The sequence below is a fragment of the Paenibacillus salivarius genome (assembly GCF_051307165.1).
Lineage (GTDB): Bacteria > Bacillota > Bacilli > Paenibacillales > Paenibacillaceae > Fontibacillus.
Genome location: NZ_CP195592.1, coordinates 1,967,801 through 1,985,243, shown reverse-complemented (window position 1 = coordinate 1,985,243; position 17,443 = coordinate 1,967,801). Strand labels below are relative to the sequence as shown.

Annotated in this window: 14 protein-coding genes, 1 tRNA gene and 1 other annotated feature; of the genes, 4 read left to right on the top strand and 11 right to left on the bottom strand. The window is 50.2% G+C overall.

Annotation, left to right across the window (positions count from 1 at the left end; translation table 11 throughout):
• Positions 1-133 precede the first annotated feature (133 nt).
• The 5 genes from ACSFXJ_RS08755 to ACSFXJ_RS08735 form a co-directional block, all read right to left on the bottom strand.
• Positions 134-1,369, bottom strand: coding sequence for a zf-HC2 domain-containing protein (locus ACSFXJ_RS08755; RefSeq protein ID WP_435924786.1), 1,236 nt, complete (start codon positions 1,367-1,369; stop codon positions 134-136).
• Positions 1,366-1,914 carry an RNA polymerase sigma factor gene (locus ACSFXJ_RS08750; protein ID WP_435924785.1) on the bottom strand — a complete coding sequence of 183 codons (549 nt, stop codon included), beginning with the start codon at positions 1,912-1,914 and terminating at the stop codon, positions 1,366-1,368. The genes ACSFXJ_RS08755 and ACSFXJ_RS08750 overlap by 4 nt, the downstream gene beginning before the upstream one ends.
• A gap of 156 nt (positions 1,915-2,070) precedes the next feature.
• Complete coding sequence (locus ACSFXJ_RS08745; RefSeq protein ID WP_435924784.1) at positions 2,071-4,677, bottom strand: ComEC/Rec2 family competence protein; 2,607 nt, start codon at positions 4,675-4,677, stop codon at positions 2,071-2,073.
• Between the two features lie 105 nt (positions 4,678-4,782).
• Complete coding sequence (locus ACSFXJ_RS08740; protein ID WP_435924783.1) at positions 4,783-5,301, bottom strand: deoxycytidylate deaminase; 519 nt, start codon at positions 5,299-5,301, stop codon at positions 4,783-4,785.
• 18 nt (positions 5,302-5,319) lie between these two features.
• Entirely contained in the window at positions 5,320-5,853 is a 534-nt protein-coding gene (locus tag ACSFXJ_RS08735) for a ComEA family DNA-binding protein (RefSeq protein ID WP_435924782.1), read from the bottom strand.
• A gap of 160 nt (positions 5,854-6,013) precedes the next feature.
• On the opposite strand from ACSFXJ_RS08735, the gene comER reads away from it, so the two are divergent.
• Entirely contained in the window at positions 6,014-6,871 is an 858-nt protein-coding gene (gene comER / locus ACSFXJ_RS08730) for a late competence protein ComER (protein ID WP_435924781.1), read from the top strand.
• Here comER and leuS read toward each other — a convergent pair.
• The gene (gene leuS / locus ACSFXJ_RS08725; protein WP_435924780.1) at positions 6,868-9,309 is read right to left on the bottom strand and encodes a leucine--tRNA ligase; all 2,442 of its coding nucleotides are present in this window, start codon (positions 9,307-9,309) and stop codon (positions 6,868-6,870) included. The two genes, comER and leuS, sit on opposite strands and share 4 nt — an antisense overlap.
• Before the next feature lie 269 nt (positions 9,310-9,578).
• Positions 9,579-9,795, bottom strand: a binding site (T-box leader).
• Between the two features lie 192 nt (positions 9,796-9,987).
• Here leuS and ACSFXJ_RS08720 point away from each other — a divergent pair.
• Positions 9,988-10,061 (top strand) — tRNA-Pro (locus ACSFXJ_RS08720).
• Positions 10,062-10,599: 538 nt separating this feature from the next.
• On the opposite strand, the gene ACSFXJ_RS08715 is transcribed toward ACSFXJ_RS08720, so the two are convergent.
• The 4 genes from ACSFXJ_RS08715 to ACSFXJ_RS08700 all read right to left on the bottom strand — a co-directional run bounded on the left by ACSFXJ_RS08715 (position 10,600) and on the right by ACSFXJ_RS08700 (position 15,077).
• Entirely contained in the window at positions 10,600-11,373 is a 774-nt protein-coding gene (locus ACSFXJ_RS08715; RefSeq protein WP_435924779.1) for a hypothetical protein, read from the bottom strand.
• Positions 11,374-11,471: 98 nt separating this feature from the next.
• The gene (locus tag ACSFXJ_RS08710; RefSeq protein ID WP_435922015.1) at positions 11,472-12,830 is read right to left on the bottom strand and encodes an IS4 family transposase; all 1,359 of its coding nucleotides are present in this window, start codon (positions 12,828-12,830) and stop codon (positions 11,472-11,474) included.
• 457 nt (positions 12,831-13,287) lie between these two features.
• Entirely contained in the window at positions 13,288-14,028 is a 741-nt protein-coding gene (locus ACSFXJ_RS08705) for a hypothetical protein (RefSeq protein WP_435924778.1), read from the bottom strand.
• A 251-nt stretch (positions 14,029-14,279) separates the two neighbouring features.
• Positions 14,280-15,077, bottom strand: coding sequence for a helix-turn-helix domain-containing protein (locus tag ACSFXJ_RS08700; RefSeq protein ID WP_435924777.1), 798 nt, complete (start codon positions 15,075-15,077; stop codon positions 14,280-14,282).
• A 220-nt stretch (positions 15,078-15,297) separates the two neighbouring features.
• Between ACSFXJ_RS08700 and ACSFXJ_RS08695 the strand changes: the two genes are divergently transcribed.
• Positions 15,298-16,221 (top strand): MerR family transcriptional regulator, encoded by a 924-nt coding sequence (locus tag ACSFXJ_RS08695; RefSeq protein WP_435924776.1) that lies wholly within the window; start codon positions 15,298-15,300, stop codon positions 16,219-16,221.
• Between the two features lie 130 nt (positions 16,222-16,351).
• Positions 16,352-16,750 (top strand): hypothetical protein, encoded by a 399-nt coding sequence (locus ACSFXJ_RS08690; RefSeq protein ID WP_435924775.1) that lies wholly within the window; start codon positions 16,352-16,354, stop codon positions 16,748-16,750.
• A 50-nt stretch (positions 16,751-16,800) separates the two neighbouring features.
• On the opposite strand, the gene ACSFXJ_RS08685 is transcribed toward ACSFXJ_RS08690, so the two are convergent.
• Complete coding sequence (locus tag ACSFXJ_RS08685; protein ID WP_435924774.1) at positions 16,801-17,334, bottom strand: DUF1266 domain-containing protein; 534 nt, start codon at positions 17,332-17,334, stop codon at positions 16,801-16,803.
• Between the last annotated feature and the right edge of the window lie 109 nt (positions 17,335-17,443).

The following is a 17,443-nucleotide window of genomic DNA, read 5'->3' as shown; positions in this document are numbered from 1 at the left end:
CTGAAAAGCTCTAGAAACTTTCCCGCCGGCGGTCATACGACGTCAGGGTCAAACTTGTTGTTTGCTTCTGTTTATATATAACCTATTCCATATCTCCTGAAAAGGTGACTCCATAAAAAACCCATTTTTGCGCTTACGGCTGGTTTGAAGAAGAATTGCCTCCCGACCCCGTTCCGGATTCGCTAACGGTCAAAGTATGCGAGTTCGAAACGCCGTCTTTCTCTGTCTCATACGTAAAAGACCGTCCGTCTTCCGACCATTCCCCTTTTACCCAATTGCCCGTAACCGTCTCGTTCTTGAGGGTCACCCTCTGATCGGCATCATTGCGATAGATATACAAATGTCCTTCGGTCAACTCCGCCACGTACGTTCCATCGGGGGATGCCCATTGGTTTTTAGGGAAACCGGTGATTCCCATAATATCGGCGGCTTTAAATTCCATTCCCGGATCCTCTGCCGCTAGCGGCGCTTTTTCCATCGTGGGATCGTTGCCGCCGGACGAAGGCTCGCCTTGACGATCACCGGCTTCATTCGGTTTTGTCAGGCTGGCGTAGTTATCCGCCCTGCCGGAGTTCGTACTTGTCTGGGGCGATTCCGCTGCCCCGCCGCTTCCGTTCTGGGATTTTTGCGAGGGAGCGCTATTCCCTTCTTGAGCCGGAGCCGTATTACCCGACGCTCCGCCAACATTTTGCCCGTTCTTTCCGCTATCCTGCGGGACCTCCGCTTCTCTTCCGGCATTGCCGGCACTCTGCGAGGACTTCATATCACCTTCGGATGGCTCGGTTGCCTTGGCAGCGGGACTTGAGTCCCCATTCGCGTCGCTGTCCTGTTTTGCCGATGGTTGATCGGCTCTTGAGCTGTCGGCCGTTTCTTCGGAGAACGTGGATTTATCGGCCGTTGAAGAAGCGCTGTCGTAAGCGACCTGGGACTCCACTTCCGCGTTCGGGATCGTTTTGGGCTCATACTGATATATGAATACGCCGAGCAAAACCGCTGCCGCAAGGCCCAAGGCTCCCGTACGGTAAGCGCGGTTCCGGCTCCGCGCCGGACGTTGCGACCGTTCGCCGAGGCCCGGTTCGCCCGCCTGCTTCAGCGGCACCATCGTCGCCGGATCAGCGGCCGCTGCGCTGCCTTCCCGCCGCGCACGGTCAATCTCGTCCAGTTCCGGCAGGATCGAATCGACGATGCTGAAGCGCGGAGTTACCTTCGGCAGTCCTTCCAGCTTGGCCGACAGCTCGCTCAAAAGCGCGAATTTCTCCGCGCACTCCGCGCAAACCCGCATATGCTCGAACAGAACCGAACTCTCTTCCTCGTTCAGATCATGGTCAATATAACGATGCATCCATTCCACCGCCTCCGGGCACTTCATCCTGTCACACCACCCTTCTGATAATCTTGGAGTAAATGCTGAAGCTGCTGCCTGGCCCTGAATAGATAGGATTTGACCGTATTCAGCGGCAAATTCAGACTGTCAGCAATTTCGTTGTAGGAAAAATCTTGCAAATACCGGAGCACCACGACCGTCCGATGATGTTCCGGCAACTGGTCGATCGCTTCGCGGATGTCCTGGGCCAAATACCCGGACATGACGTCCCGCTCGACGCTCTCGCTGCCCTGAAAAACCATTTCATGCTCCTCGATCGAAACGGTAGGCTTGCTTCTCCGGAATTTGTCGATGCATATATTGGTGACGATCCGCTGTACCCAAGTTTTGAATTGCGCTTTTTCTTCGTAAGAATCGATTTTGGTATAAATCCGAATCAAAGCCTCCTGTGCCGCATCCAGCGCATCCTGTTCATTGTTTAGAATATAATAGGCCGTCCGGTACACATGAGTCTCTATTTCTCGCAACAGGGTGATTAGAGCGTCGCGATCGCCCGTTTGAGCGGCTCTGATGAGTCCTTGCTCCACCACGAATGGGGCCCCCTTCCTTGCAACATTACTGACGCCGTCGTCCTGCGGAATGTTGCAATGTTGTTACTATTTTTTTGCCGATAATATGTTCCCTCTGAATCTCACCTAAGAATACCAAAAAAAAGAGAATGCGTCATCTGGCCCGGTCCACCCGGTTCATTCCGACAATTTCGTTCTCACCCATATCCGCCCTTTATCCACTTTCATCTGTATTTCACCGTGCTCATCCGTTCGATAAATGCCGCTTCCGTTTTCGGCAAGCCGCTGCACGACTCCCGGATCGGGATGCCCGTAAAGGTTCGACGCACCGACCGAAATGACGGAAAACGCCGGGTTTATCCGCCGGACCCAGGACTCGGATGTCGATGTTTTACTTCCGTGATGGGCCACCTTCAACACGTCGACGCCGCCGGGTCCCAGCTTTTCTTGCCCCGCCTCGCCGTCAAGCCGTTCCAGCACCTTTTTTTCCGCCGACGCATCCATATCCCCCGTAAAAAGAAATGAAGCACCGTCGACCGCCAGCCGGAACGCAAGCGACTGGTGATTCTGATCTTTGACGTAGGCGATTTCGCTAGAGTCCGCCGGCATCTCCGGCGACCAAAAATCCAAGGCCGTTTCCGCATCCGCCTTCAGTTTCATGCCCTCATATGCCGCATATATCGGAATCTTCTTCGCCAGCGCGGTGTTCATGAGCTTAGTCATCGTTGCGGATTCCGTCAGACTCCCGTTCAAAATCAGCGATTTCACCGGAAACTGCTCCACCACCGCCTGTAATCCGCCGATATGATCCTGATCCCCATGCGTCAATACGATCGCATCCAGGCGATGGACTCCCCTTTTTTTCAGGATCGGAACAACGGTTTTTGCTCCTACCTCAAACGGCTCTTTACGCTCCCTCCAGGCATCGGTGGGCTTCCGGAAGTTCACGGTTCCCCCTCCATCCACAAGAATGTTGATCCCCTCTGGAGTCGTAATCAATGTGCAGTCGCCTTGGCCGACATCGATAAACTGGACGTGCAGGAGGCCTTTTTCATTGGCCGGAAAATAACCGTATAGGATCAATGCCGCGAAAACCATAGTCAGCCCGATCCCCGGCATCGCTCTCGTCCAGGTTTTTCCCTGCCTCCCGACATCCTGTTTTTTTGCATGCGGGATTGGCGTTAGGGGGACTGTGTCGTCGGGGCCGAGCGAAGGCGTATCCATGAAACGGTCCTGAGGGCTTCGGGGCGCAAGCGCGGTCAACAGCGCATAAAGAAGAATGTAAAAAGCCGCAATCCATAGAAGGGGAGGGGATTTCCAAAAGGTCATTACCCCGCTGCGGTCGTTCAGCCATTCGGTTGCCCAAAAAGTCAGCGAGTTTACCAGCCTCACCGGATAAGCCATCCACTTCCCCAGAGGCAGCCACAAACCGCTGGCGAGAAGCGCCGCTGTCCCGGCCGGAAGCGATACAAGGCTGACCAGCGGGACAATCGCCATGTTTGCGGCGAGCGACAGGAGCGAAAATTGGTTGAAATAATAGATGGTGAGCGGAAAAGAGACCAGTTGGGCCGCCACTGTAATCGCAACGGCTCCCCGAATGCGCCGCGGCAGCCAGTCGAGATAGGACGTGAGCTTTGGGACATAAATAATCAGCCCGGCCGTAACCGCGAAGGATAGCTGGAAACTGACATTCAGCAAATAATACGGGTCCCACAACAGCATGAGCATCGCAGCCGCCGACAGAACATTCAATCCGTCTTTTAATAGCCCTCTGCGGAGCAAGTAAAGGCCGAGCAAGGTCATGATTCCGGAACGAAGCACCGATGGGGAAAAACCGGTCAAAAGCACATAAGCGGGGACAAAGGCCATCACGACAAGCAGCGAAGTCTCGCGGGTAACCCGACAGAGGCGAAGCAAACCGAATAAAAGCCCGACATTGATGGCGACATGGCTTCCGGAAATCGCCAAAATATGCGTCAGCCCGAGATTGGTAAACTGGGCGTATTTCTCCGGCTCCAGTTCGTCCGCCAATCCGATGATGAGGCCTTTCATGTAACCGGCCTGCCACCCCGGAAACAACGCCTCGACGCGGGCACCAAGGCCCTCCCTGAGTCCGTCTATTTTTCCCAGCAGCGCCGCCGGCGTATAATGACTGACCGTTAAGCCGCTTACGCCGGAAATGCCCTGCACCTTCAGCAACCAGTGAATCCGTTGGTACCGCAAATATTGCCTGTAGTCGAATGCCCCGAAGTTTCTTGCATGTCCCGGCCGCTGCAGCGTACCGTTCAGCGCGACGCTTTGTCCGCGCTTCCACGAACCTGCCGCCGCAAGCTCGGTTTGCGAGGCGAGCCTGACCTGGACGGCGAGCTTTTCGCCTTCCCCGTTATGGGCCTTAGTACCGGCATCCCGCGAAAAAGAATAGCTGGCGACCTGCATCGTAAAATCCGCCCGATCCCCGTCAATCTTTACGGGAGAGACGATGATTCCTTCCGCTTTTACGGCTACTTCTTCCATAGAGGCCAGCGCTTGTTCCCGGTCCAATTCCGATGCGATGCCGCTTACGTTTCTTCCGTCGTTGTAGGTCCAATAAGCCGCTCCTAACGAGAATGCGATCCAAAGGACGAGACCGCGTTTCCATGAAATTTGCGCCAATGAGACGAACAGCGGAATGACCAGCGTTATTCCGCCCCAGAACAACCAAAACGCGGTCCCCTCGTACAAACAGGATATTCCGCTGCCCGCGATCCAGCAGCAGGCAAAAGCCGCCAGCGGTCTTCGCTCCATTTCCTTAGCCCCTCCCTCATAGTGGCCATGACAAAAAAAGAACCCCATCCGCCGTTCGGCAGATGAGGTTCTTCCCGCATCCTACGGGCAGAACAGATGCCCGCTTCAATTTTCAATTGCGCTTACTGTTTCTCGAGGAGGCTCATACGTTTCCAGGCGTCTGAACACGATCCCCTTCTGTGCCATCATTGCCGTCACATTGGCCGTATCTTTCGGATAAGGGCGATGGAACACGATTTCCGTAATCCCGCTGTTGGCCAGCATGTTGGCGCAGGTCCAGCAAGGTTCATCCGTCACGTATACGCTGGAGCCTTCGCGGTCGATCCGGTCGGTAAACAGCAGCAAATTTTGTTCCGCGTGAATGGTTCGGACGCAGCGCTGTTTTTTGACCATCGTTTCCTTCCCGTCCACAACGGCAAGCTCATATTGCTCCGAAATCATGCATCCCGCCTCGGAACAATCCGGGACTCCCGACGGCGCGCCGTTATACGCTGTTCCAAGCAGCTTCTTGCCCTGTACGAGCACTGCGCCGACATGCCGGCGGCTGCATCGGGAACGCGTAGAAACCATATAGGCGATATCCATAAAATAAGTATCCCAGTCTTTACGTTGATCCGGATTCATCTGCCCTCTCTCCTGTTCTTACAGCCTGATATGCGGCTTCATTTTTTCGAGTAATTTGTCTCCGATGCCCTTGACGTTGGTCAACTCGTTCACCGAGCCGAAAGGTCCGTGGGCATTGCGGTATTCCACGATGGCTTGCGCCTTCTTTTCCCCGATACCCGGTATTTCCTGAAGCTCCAGAGTCCCGGCGGTGTTGATGCTGACTTTGCCGTCTTGATCCTGAGGCGTCTCTGCCGAATTGCCCTCTGCAGCCGGCTTGGATTCGGCGTTGTTCCCGGTTTTAATCGGCGCTATATTTCCTGCTTCTGCAGCAGCCGGGGAATCAACTTCCCCCTTGCCGCCGACAGCATTGACATCCGCCGCTTCCGCTTTGCCGTTCTTCCCCTTATCGGCCACCCGTTCCGTTTGCTCCGACATCGCCGCAGCGATGCCTTCATTTAACGGAACCCAGCCTTCGATCCCCGACGACCCGCCGCTTCCGAGAGCCAGCAGCATTAGCCCAGCGCCCGCAGCAGCGGAAATAACCGATATCCAAATGGACTTCCCCTTCAAACCGAACTCCCCTATCTCCAAAGAATATGATCCCGTTAGGTCATGAAGATCCAATCAAGATGCATACATATAAATAAAATGTTCAAAAAACCGTGTTTTCGGAATTTTGAACTCGCTCGCACTGATAAAAATCAGGTTGCGCACGGAAGGGGGAACCGGGATGAAAGTAGCCTTCATCGGAACAGGATCGATGGGAAGCTTGCTGATAGAAGCTTTTCTGCGTTCCGGTGCGCTGCACCCGCATTACATCTGCGCCAGTAACCGCTCGTTGCACAAGGCTGAGCTGCTGGCGGACCGGCATCCCGGACTTCGCGTTACCGGCAGCATTGCCGAAGCCGCGAACGGGAGCCAAATCGTATTTTTATGTGTGAAGCCGCTCGATTATCCGGCCGTTATCGATGAACTGGCCGGAGTGCTGACCGAGCGGCAAATCGTTGTGTCCATCACCAGTCCGGTGCAAATCGCCATGCTGGAAGAGCGGATCCCTTCGAAAATCGCCAAAATTATCCCTTCCATTACCCACTCGGAGCTATCCGGGGCATCGCTCTGCATTTACGGAAGCCGGATTTTGCCGGAGGACCGCCTCCTCTTGGAGCAGCTGATGTCTTCCATCAGCATTCCGGTACCCATCCGCGAGACCGAGACGCGCATTGCTTCCGACATCGCCAGCTGCGGTCCGGCGTTCATCGCCTTTTTCCTGCAGCAGTGGGCGGAAGCCGCCTCCAGACAGACCGGCATCAAACTGGCGGATGCCGTCCGCCTGGGAGCGGAAATGGTTCACGGTACCGGGAAGCTGCTGACGGAAGGCGGATTTACGCCGGAAGAACTGCAGCGCCGGGTAGCCGTTCCGGGAGGAGTGACCGCCGAAGGGATCGCCGTACTGCGCGGCAGCCTTGAACAGGTATTCGCCAGCCTGATCGAAACGACCCACCGGAAATTCGACGAGGATCTCGGCAAGCTGGACGAATTGTTCCACCCGTTGCCGGACGAAGGCGTCGTCCAGGACGGGCGGGTTTAACCGGCGACGATGTTGACCAGTTTACCTGGCACGGCGATGACTTTGCGGATCGACTTGCCTTCGATGGCTTGTTTAACGTTCGGCAGGCTCAAGCTGTGCTCTTGCATTGCCGCTTGATCGAGATCTTTGGATATCTTCGTCCGGTCAACGATCTTTCCGTTGACCTGGACGACGATTTCAACCTCGGAATCGACGGTCCAAGCTTCGTCAAAGGCAGGCCACGGCTCATATGTGACCGTGTTTTGATGGCCAAGCTTCTCCCACAATTCTTCCGCAAGATGCGGCGCCAGCGGGGACAGCATTTGCACGAAGTTTTCCGCGGCGGCCTTAGGAACGACATCCGTCTTATAAGCTTCGTTGATAAAGATCATCAGCTGGCTGATCGCAGTGTTGAAACGCAGGGCTTCGAAGTCTTCCGTCACTTTTTTGATCGTCTTGTGCCAGGTCCGTTTGAACTCATCGCTGCCGTCTCCGTCCACGATTTTCGCGTTCAGGCTGCCGTCCTCGGCAACGAACAAGCGCCATACGCGGGAAAGGAAGCGGTGCGTACCTTCCACGCCGTTCTCGTTCCAAGGCTTGGTCGCTTCCAGCGGGCCCATGAACATTTCATACATGCGCAATGTGTCCGCGCCGTACTTGTTCACGATTTCGTCCGGATTGATGACATTGCCGCGGGATTTACTCATTTTCTCGTTGTTCGTTCCGAGAATCATCCCTTGGTTGACCAGCTTGTGGAACGGCTCTTTGGTCGAAACGACGCCCAGATCGTAAAGCACCTTGTGCCAGAAGCGCGCATACAGCAAATGGAGCACGGCATGTTCCGCGCCGCCGATGTACAAGTCGACCGGCAGCCATTGTTCCTGCTTCTCTTTGGAGCACAGCTCTTTATCGTTATGCGGATCGATATAACGCAGGTAATACCAGCAGCTTCCCGCCCATTGCGGCATCGTGTTCGTCTCGCGGCGTGCCGGCAATCCGGTTTCCGGATCGGTCGTGTTCACCCACTCGGTCACATTGGCCAGCGGCGACTCGCCCGTACCGGACGGTTTGATCGCGTCGACGTCCGGCAGCACCAGCGGAAGCTGGTCCTCAGGCACCGGCTTCATCGTGCCGTCTTCCAGATGCAAAATCGGAATCGGTTCGCCCCAATAACGCTGGCGGCTGAACAGCCAGTCGCGAAGACGGTAGGTTACCTTCCCTTTACCCTTGCCGTTTTCCTCCAGCCAGGCGATCATTTTCTTGATCGCTTCCTCGTTGGACAACCCGTTCAGGAATTCGGAATTGACGTGTGGCCCGTCTCCCGCATAAGCCTCTCTCGCCAAATCTCCGCCCTCGACGACTTCAATAATCGGCAGGTCGAATTGCTTCGCGAACTCGTAGTCCCGTTCGTCATGACCGGGAACGGCCATAATCGCACCGGTTCCGTAGCCGGCCAATACGTAATCCGCGATCCAGATCGGCACTTTCGCGCCGTTTACCGGGTTCACCGCATAGGCACCGGTAAATACGCCGGTTTTCTCTTTGGCGAGGTCGGTGCGTTCCAAGTCGCTCTTGTGAGCGGCCTGATCCTGATACGCTTTGACCGCATCGCGCTGCGCCTCGGTCGCGATCTTCGCGACAAGCTCATGCTCCGGTGCGAGCACGGCATAGCTCGCGCCGAACAAGGTGTCCGGACGAGTCGTAAATACCGTCAGAGTTTCGTCATGTCCGTCGATCGCGAATACGACCTCCGCGCCTTCGGATTTGCCGATCCAGTTGCGTTGCATATCCTTGATGCTTTCCGACCAGTCAAGCTCCTCCAGGTCTTCCAGCAGGCGTTCCGCGTATTCCGTAATTTTCAGCACCCATTGGCGCATCGGTTTGCGGATAACTGGGTGACCGCCGCGTTCGCTTTTGCCGTCGATGACTTCTTCATTCGCCAGTACGGTCCCCAATGCAGGGCACCAGTTGACGGGAACTTCGGCGACATAGGCAAGGCCTTTTTTGTACAATTGGATAAAAATCCACTGCGTCCATTTATAGTACTCCGGATCCGTCGTGCTGATTTCCCGGTCCCAGTCGTAGGAGAAACCGAGCGATTTGATTTGGCGCCGGAAATTGTTGATGTTCTTGACCGTAATGTCGCGCGGATGCTCGCCCGTATCGAGCGCGTGTTGTTCCGCCGGCAGGCCGAAGGCGTCCCATCCCATCGGATGGAGCACGTTATAACCGCGCATCCGCTTGAAGCGGGACACGATATCCGTCGCCGTGTAGCCTTCCGGGTGACCTACGTGAAGTCCGGCTCCCGAAGGATAAGGAAACATATCCAGCGCGTAAAACTTCGGTTTCCCCGCGTCCTCCCGTGTTTTAAAAGTTTGATTTTTGTCCCAGTACGCCTGCCACTTCGGCTCGATCGCCTGAGCCTGGTAAACGTCCTGCGGCATGTTTTTGTCCGTCATATCCGTTGAATCCTCCTTGAAAAGCGTGGTTCTAATTAAACATCCTGAAAAAAAATTAAATCTTGTTCAAAAATCAGATTTTCAGCACCGAGAAGGTTGGATGAAGCCGGGACTGAGGAGCGGAGCGTAGGCAAAACCTACGTGAGCACCGGAAGGACCGAGCTGAATTCAAGATTCGATGTCGAATCCGCTTCACGAGTGCCTTCGTGATCAAAATATGATTTTTGAACTTCCTTAATAAAAAAACCTCCCATCCGTAGCGTATTATCGCTAGGGACGAGAGGAAATTTCCCGTGGTACCACCCTAGTTAGCGCCGGACATGCTTTGCCCTTCGCTCCCTTTACACCCTTAACGCAGGTAAGACGACGATGTTTTGCATCGTAACTCCGAGGCGAGTTCGTTTGCTCTCTCCAACCGGCTTGCACCAAAGCACCGGCTCTCTGGGTGGAGGAATTCAAACTAATAATCCTCTTCAAAGTTACAAATATCCAATTGAATTATCCATTATTATATAAAATGGAACCCGTCTTCGTCAATGGGAAGCGCCACAGGAATAGCGATCTTCCCAGCATCATGCAACAGAGAAATCTTTTTCACGTAAAGCCCGAATGCCCCTCTTTACAGCTTCGACGAAAGGAGTATAATTTATTAGTGTTTCCACCATATTTATTTATTATCGAGACGTGGCTCAGCTTGGTAGAGCGCTTGCTTCGGGAGCAAGAGGTCGCAGGTTCAAATCCTGTCGTCTCGATTTTTCTTTATATGTTAAAGGTCCGTTCCTTCCGACCAGGTAGTATTTTGTTGTCAAAGGCAGAGACTGTTCCGAATTAAAGGACAACAACCTAACGGATTATTAAAATCCTGAGGGGTATTGTCTTTTTTTATTCATCTGAAATTTGCTATCAAAAATTTTAACGAGAAAAAACTAAAGTAATGTATCGCCAGCTACAAGGAAAGAAACGTGGGGACTACTCACGAATGGCCAGATGCTGCTCCAGCTTTCCTTCTTTTATCCGAAACGGATTGACAATCACTTAACTTAAATCCAAATCCCCGAGGAGCTCCTTCTCATGAATGTACACAATAATTTTGACAGAACCAAAGGAATCAAACCAGAACATTGCTATACATTTTATTAAACAGCTACAATAGTAGTCTACACGAAAAGGGGGACATAAATTATTCCTCAGAAAATCGTGTCTTGACAAAGTGGAGCATTACAGTAAACAAAGCATCCAAATAAGCCAGGATGCTTGTTTACTATTTATGTAAAAGCAAACATATCAGAGCTAATGATTGACATGAATTTCATTAATATGATTATCTTGACTACTATCCTCATGAATATGATTCTCTTGACTATGATTTTCATAATTGTTAATCATATTGTTGAGCGCATTTCTTGATTCTTCACCAACTGGAATTAAAAAACTATCTGACACAAGGTTGGATATAAAATCCAATCTCCAAATTCCATTTTCAGTAAAACGGAAATTGAAGGTGAATACTCCATCCTTACTTTTTACCTTCTCAGATAGAACATGGCTGCTATTATCAGATACAAGATTTATATTAATTTCTTCTTGTGTTATTGTTTCACCGAACTGATTATATATAACAAATCTAAACTCTACCGTGTCATTAACTGAGATAATCTCTGGAGAAATGTTGGAGTCTATGTAATACTCTTCATTACCTACCCCGAGGTTTTCAATGGTTGAGTATGTCCATGTCGTATCACTATTCGATATTACATAGTCCAATATCCACTCCCCCTCCATAGGTATTTTTATTTCTGCAGTGTATGAGTTACCATCATCAGTATAGTCTTTGTCATTGTAACTGTAACTAACTTTATGTTCCTCCATCCCCTTCATTTTTGCATTTAATTGTATAGAATACGAATCCTCCGGATTAAGTTTTTCAATATAAGAAGTTAATATCCCGTTTTTAAATGTATGCTTAATTGGTATAATAGAATCTGGTGATTTTCCAACGGAGCTACAACTTACTATCAAAGGTACAGCAAAGACAAATAGCAATAATAGAAACTTATTTCTCATGAGCTCTCCTTCACTATTTACTGTGTTTTATATTTTATAAGAGGGGGATAGCCTGCTTCAGGAAGTAAATAAGAGAAAAAGGTGAAAAATAATATAACTCAACTTTCGCAGCTTAATTTTCCGAACAAAGCCTTGATATAATTGGGCAAACTCGCAATCCATTGCTGGAGTTGACATACAACGGCAGACTGATCCCGTTTGGATTTCGCTTCCGTGAACGCCATGAAAAATGCGATCAGATGCTGCAAAGCCGTTTTGAGATCCAGGTCTCGAACTTCGTCGGAAAACAGGAAAAACAGACCGCCCAACGACCGCGCGTCGTTGTTGTGACGGCGTTCCCATTCCATTACGAGATAACGGGTAAACACGATCGTGGTGTGGCTGATGAGCATATCAAACGAACGACCTTGAAACTCCGTTCCCAGCTTCAGGTACGATTTGGCAAATTTGAAGAACGTCTCAATGCTCCAACGCATGCCGTAGATGCGAACGATTTCAGCCTCTTCCAACGCCAAATCGGTGCTGAGCAGAACCAGCCAATCCCGCCGCCGATGGCGGTTTTGCACAAAGACCAATTTGATCGGCAAACCGCAGGCGGTTTGAACGATGACCGAGCCAAGGATTTCTTTGTTTTTCTGCTTTGGCAACAGGGCATACAGTTCATGGAGCGTCAGGCTTTTTCCGTCGAACCGGTATCGTTGTTTCATCGCCTTGACCATCCCAATGACATGCAGACCTTTCGCCATCAGTTCACGCAACAGAGGCGCTTGGGTAAACCAACTGTCCATCAGGACAAAGTCAGCGCTAAATCCAGCCTGAATCGCTCGATCAAGCAGAGCCGCCACGGCATCCGGTTTGCGTGAAAGCGCCTCGATGCGGCGTTTGTAGCCTTGGGTACGCTTGGACAGACGTTCCTTCATCTCGCAAAAGCGATTCGTCAGCTTGGCCGAGCTGAGCATGACAAAATCGATGGGCGCAAAGCTGAAGCCATCCGACCATCCGAGCGTGAGCATGTTGTAGCCGCGAGCATATCTCCCCGTCGTATGATCGAAGATGCGGGCAAGCAACTCGGCTTTCTTGCTGCGATCCCTGCGAAGAACCGAATCATCAATGATGAACGTCCGAACGCGGGACGAAGAGGTTAAGGAATCAAAATGCTGAACGACCTTCAGACTCAAGGCATGCAAAAATCGTCGCCAGGCAAAGCGTGGATGGTTTAAGAATCGATAGACTACATCTTTGCCAGGCAACGACTGGCGGCGGTCGCTATGCAGAAGACGAAACCAATTGCGCCCTTCAAACACGAGCGTAAAGATCAGCTGAAAGATGGCAAGACTGGACAATCCGAACGACTTGGAAATGCCGGCTTTGCGCAACAGTTGTCCGATTTGCAAAGCGGAAAATAAAGTCGAGATTCGTTCTTGGCCCTTTTCAGACAGGAAGTTGTGTTGTACCATAGAGTTACGCACCTTTCTGTTTGGAATGGTTTGTTTAGCTACTTCCATTTTACCAAACGGAAAGGTGTTTTTCTGTCAAGAACGAGATTTTTCAATAAGAAATCCTAGTCATATCAAGGCTTAACACTAATTTTCAAGGTGCGAAAGTTGAGTAATATAATTAGAGATGTTGATATAATAAAAATAGAGATAGGTGTTGATAGTCTTTTAGCTAATGAATAACCGCCTAGAAAGAGACAAGTAATGCCAATCAATAGACATATAGAGAATGATAAGTATACATTCATTTTTGCAAGAATAGAGCTGAAGAAGAGTACTAAAAAAGTGATGATAAGAAATAGGGCACTTACAAAAGTGGTTTTTTTATAGTTCATTTTCCACACCTTTTTTAGTTTTTAGATTTACAAAAAAAATGTAATATCTAGGAGACCTTTTTTGAAGGCCTCCTTTTATTATCTTAGAATATTCCATGTTTATGGTAGGTTGTTTTATGCCCTATAAGTGCTGAACATGCTGCTGCTACTCCAGTACCATTGCACCAAGGATCATCTGTGTAATCATTTGCGCAAAGAGCTGCATAAAAAGTGTTGTCTGTGATAGCTTGTTGGCAGTCACTTCCAATAAAGTTCAGATAGGCTCTCCAGTGATCTTTTGGATAATGTACATTATCTGAAGCTCCCCCGTTAAAGCGGTTACAATGAACAGTATCACCTTCACTGTATTCATCGTAATAGCCTTTCAATGTTATTGGACTTAAACCCTGAAATTTATTTTGCCTATGTAGCTTCTCGGATTCATCCATGAGATTCCATAATGTATCCCAATTCAAGACGTGATTATACATATATAATCCTTGACTGTTCTTCTTTAATTGAATTGTTGTATCTCCATATTGTAATGCAATAGTATCGAGGTTATCTTTGATATAAAAAGTACCGTCACTGTTTGGAATTACTTCTTCCCCATTAATATTTAGTTTTCCTCGAAGTGGAAAAGAGATGGAAATACTACCGTTCTCATTTACTTGCCAACCAACCTCTTTTAATTCATTGATTTGTTCATCACTTAGTAACTTAGTGTCATACTCAGAAAGAATAGTAACAACTGCCTTTCCATTAGTAAATGATTCGGCGTAAGTGGTAGTCCCTGCAAATCCCATTAAAAGTAAACCGACTAAAAAGATATAAATTTTTTTCATTCCTAAATTCTCCTCTCATAATTTATGTAAATCATATATAGCATATAACTAGCACCTTATATTGTAAATTATGTAAGTTAATCTAAATGTGAATATATTATGGATTTTGCTCCAATGATATCTACTGATTGGATCGCATTTGGTAACGATCTATTGCCTTGTGAACTTGGGGGTTAAAAATACGTTTCGATCGCCTACGTATTGGTGTAGTAGCTTATTTTCGCCTTTATTAATCCGTCCTGTTGAGATTATTACCCTCTCGTTAATAATGAAACGATCCACTCCCTAAACGTCTCCCATAAATCCGGATACTCTTGCCCAATGAGCTCCCTTACCTGCCCGGCTTGTATACTGCCAAAATCGCCGTCCGGGACAAGAACCGTATATGCTCCATTCACCATATCGCCAATCGCGATATGCCCGCTCGCATATCCTCCGATAGCGATATGCGAGGCGATGGCGCAGCCCCCGAGCGAGAACATGCCGATGGACAACCCGCCGACGGCCACGATACCTATGGCAAGCCCGCCGAAAGCCAAGGCGCCTGCCGCGAAGCCTCCCGCGCCCAGCAATAGCCCCAATGCCAATGCCGCCAAACAGATGAGTCCCGCCCCCAGTACGCCAAAACATAGTCCTCCGAGCGCGACAACTCCGATCGCCAAACCTCCGACCGCAATATTGCCGATGGCGATGATTCCTTTGGCCACATGGATGCCGCGTCCGACATGGATATGAACCAGCGGAACGCCGAACCATGACGTCTTGCTCTTGTACTCATAATGAAATCTAGGCCTCGAATGCATGTTTGCTGAACTGGGGACGAAATGCTGAACCTCCTCCTCCCGCCGATCGGACACGTCCTTGACCAAATGGTCCAAACTAACGTGAAACAGCTCGCTGAGCGCGATTAACTTATCCATTTCAGGATACGATTGCCCAGATTCCCACTTGGATACCGCCTGACGCGACACGCCGATAATTTCCGCCAGCTTTTCTTGCGACAGGCCTCTCTGCTTTCTGTAACTTTGCAATTTTTCCGCAAAATCCATCTCCATCACCTCACGCTCATCATAAGCTTGCCGTGCCGTTAACGGCTACCAAACCAAGCTGGCAAATTGTCAACCACAGGTTGCATTTTAAAAAAATCCAGTGATCATCGGTGTTTCCGCAAATCACGATCATGAAAAACGTCGTTGCAATTGACGCGGCGTAAACTGCTACAATCAATCCCATAAGGCCTTATTATTTTTTGATGGGAGTCGAGTCGACGTGAACGATACCATGATCGGAATCGATAAGTTGTGCCAGGAGTTAGGGCTGACGAGCCGGACCCTGCGCCACTGGGAATCTCAAGGGCTGTTTAAAAGCTCACGAAACGCTAGCTCCGGCTGGCGGGTTTATGATGAACATGCTGTTCTTGCCATTCAAGTCACCGCTTTTCTCAGAAGCTACGATATGGGGATTAAAGAAATCAAAGCCGTGCTTGAAGATATGTCCTTTCAAACCATGCGCCAAGAACTGGCCAGTTTCATGAATTTGCTCTCTCAAAGGAAGAGCGAGTATGTATCCAAAGAACAGGCGTTGAACGCCCTGCTGCGGCAGTCCTCTTCCTATGTCGGTAAACCGATCACCGCAGCTTTGCTGACCGAGATCAAAGAAACAATGAATTCCATGTATCATGATACGAAAAAAGAGGAGGTTTTCTCAGTGACAAATCCGCTACCGAACCCCGCAAACGTAAAATATATAACGCTCCCGCCGATGAGATTCGCCTATTGCATCGCCGTAAGCGAATCCCCAGAGGAGGAGGCCCTGGCTCCCGTAAAGTCTTGGCTGGAAAAAGAGAACCTGGTCGGGACCGCCCGGCTATTCGGCGGAAATATGCCGCCATATCCAAGCAAAAACTCGGCCGTTTACGGTTATGAGATGTGCGCTTCCGTTCCGGAACAGGCAGAGATTCCGCCCCATCTGAAAGAAATGAGATTCGAAGGCGGTCTTTACGCGATGATGGAAAGCAATGACGACATCCCCGGCTCGTGGAAGACTCTAATGAAGAGAATAGCCGATAACCCGGACTACGAAGCGGACCATCGATCACGGCTTTGCTTTGAAGAACACATCCGGAATGATCGTCCCGAGGATAGCGGAAACGCCTATTTGATCCATTTGCTGGAGCCAGTTCGCAAAAAGTAGCGTAATAGAATGAGAAAGGCGCTGAATCTATATTTTAAAGATTCGGCGCCCTGGCTTTAGATGCTAATCCCCAGCCGATCCGAATATCAATAATTCCAAGATAGTCGAAACTGGAGGAGGAAAAAAAATCATGGGTGAAGTCTACGTGCAATCGGCGGCGATCGTAAGTTCGGTGCTATTCGTCGCGATTGCGATCATTCAACTACTGCTCACACTGGGCGCGCCTTGGGGAGAAATCACGATGGGAGGGTTTCACAAAGGGAAACTGCCGGGGAAGCTGCGGATCGCCAGCCTGTTCTCGTTTTTCATTCTTCTGTTTTTCGCCGCCGTTTCGCTGAATGTTGCCGGCATCGTCAGCTTTGAAAACGGCTTTCGCTTTCCGAAGATCATTTTATGGATCATGACCGCTTTCCTGGGTTTAAACACGATCGCCAACCTGCTTTCCAAAAGCCCGAAAGAGAAATGGATCATGACGCCTTTGGCGGGTATCGCCTGCTTATCCTTATTGCTCGTCGCCGTGTACGGTTAAGCGGCAAATAAATCGCCCCCCCGGCTGGCCGTAATTCAACCTCTATACCGCTATACCTCTCGATCCGGCTCCAAATTCGTGTTCCACGCAGCCTTCTTATAGGGTAGAGAACTCATCTCCAGCAGAGTGAACATGGCACTGGATCTCATATAATGCTTGATTTCCGGCTTCTCCTCATCAAAATGAGTGCCGATACAGTAAGCCACGAAGAAATCGCTCCAGCTGTCGTAACGGCTTTGCAGCATCCGTGCCGCATGAAGCTTGAGCTGCCATGCCTCCTCGGCCGTCATCCAGCCTTTGAATTCTCCGATTCGGCTCAAAGCGACGGCCCAAGCTGCCTCATATCCGAAAATATCCCCCGAGGGCATTTGATGAAGACTCACGTTTACGATGGTCAGCTTCCCGTATTCGTCATGATCTTTGCGGGATTCCAAGTACTTCTCCCGGCTGGATTCGGGCAGCGCAAACAGGGGTTCATGCAGCTTGCGGTATTCCGAACTTAATCCGGATGTCGTATCCAGCAGGCCGTTGATGATGCTCTTCATCTCATCCGCGTTTTTGATATTCCATTTCTTAAGCGCCATCTTCGCCTGTCCTTTTCGGAAAACCCGATTGATCGGGTTAAATTCGAAAACCGTGAAATATTCGCCCATAATTCCATCGAAGCAGCATGATGACAAACAGCGAAAATAC

Bases quoted from the DNA above. Each gene is read 5' to 3' on its own strand.
- ACSFXJ_RS08755 (WP_435924786.1), bottom strand. From the start codon at position 1,369: ATGAAGTGCCCGGAGGCGGTGGAATGGATGCATCGTTATATTGACCAT.
- ACSFXJ_RS08745 (WP_435924784.1), bottom strand. From the start codon at position 4,677: ATGGAGCGAAGACCGCTGGCGGCTTTTGCCTGCTGCTGGATCGCGGGC.
- ACSFXJ_RS08740 (WP_435924783.1), bottom strand. From the start codon at position 5,301: ATGAATCCGGATCAACGTAAAGACTGGGATACTTATTTTATGGATATC.
- comER (WP_435924781.1), top strand. From the start codon at position 6,014: ATGAAAGTAGCCTTCATCGGAACAGGATCGATGGGAAGCTTGCTGATA.
- leuS (WP_435924780.1), bottom strand. From the start codon at position 9,309: ATGACGGACAAAAACATGCCGCAGGACGTTTACCAGGCTCAGGCGATC.
- ACSFXJ_RS08715 (WP_435924779.1), bottom strand. From the start codon at position 11,373: ATGAGAAATAAGTTTCTATTATTGCTATTTGTCTTTGCTGTACCTTTG.
- ACSFXJ_RS08710 (WP_435922015.1), bottom strand. From the start codon at position 12,830: ATGGTACAACACAACTTCCTGTCTGAAAAGGGCCAAGAACGAATCTCG.
- ACSFXJ_RS08705 (WP_435924778.1), bottom strand. From the start codon at position 14,028: ATGAAAAAAATTTATATCTTTTTAGTCGGTTTACTTTTAATGGGATTT.
- ACSFXJ_RS08700 (WP_435924777.1), bottom strand. From the start codon at position 15,077: ATGGATTTTGCGGAAAAATTGCAAAGTTACAGAAAGCAGAGAGGCCTG.
- ACSFXJ_RS08690 (WP_435924775.1), top strand. From the start codon at position 16,352: ATGGGTGAAGTCTACGTGCAATCGGCGGCGATCGTAAGTTCGGTGCTA.
- ACSFXJ_RS08685 (WP_435924774.1), bottom strand. From the start codon at position 17,334: ATGGCGCTTAAGAAATGGAATATCAAAAACGCGGATGAGATGAAGAGC.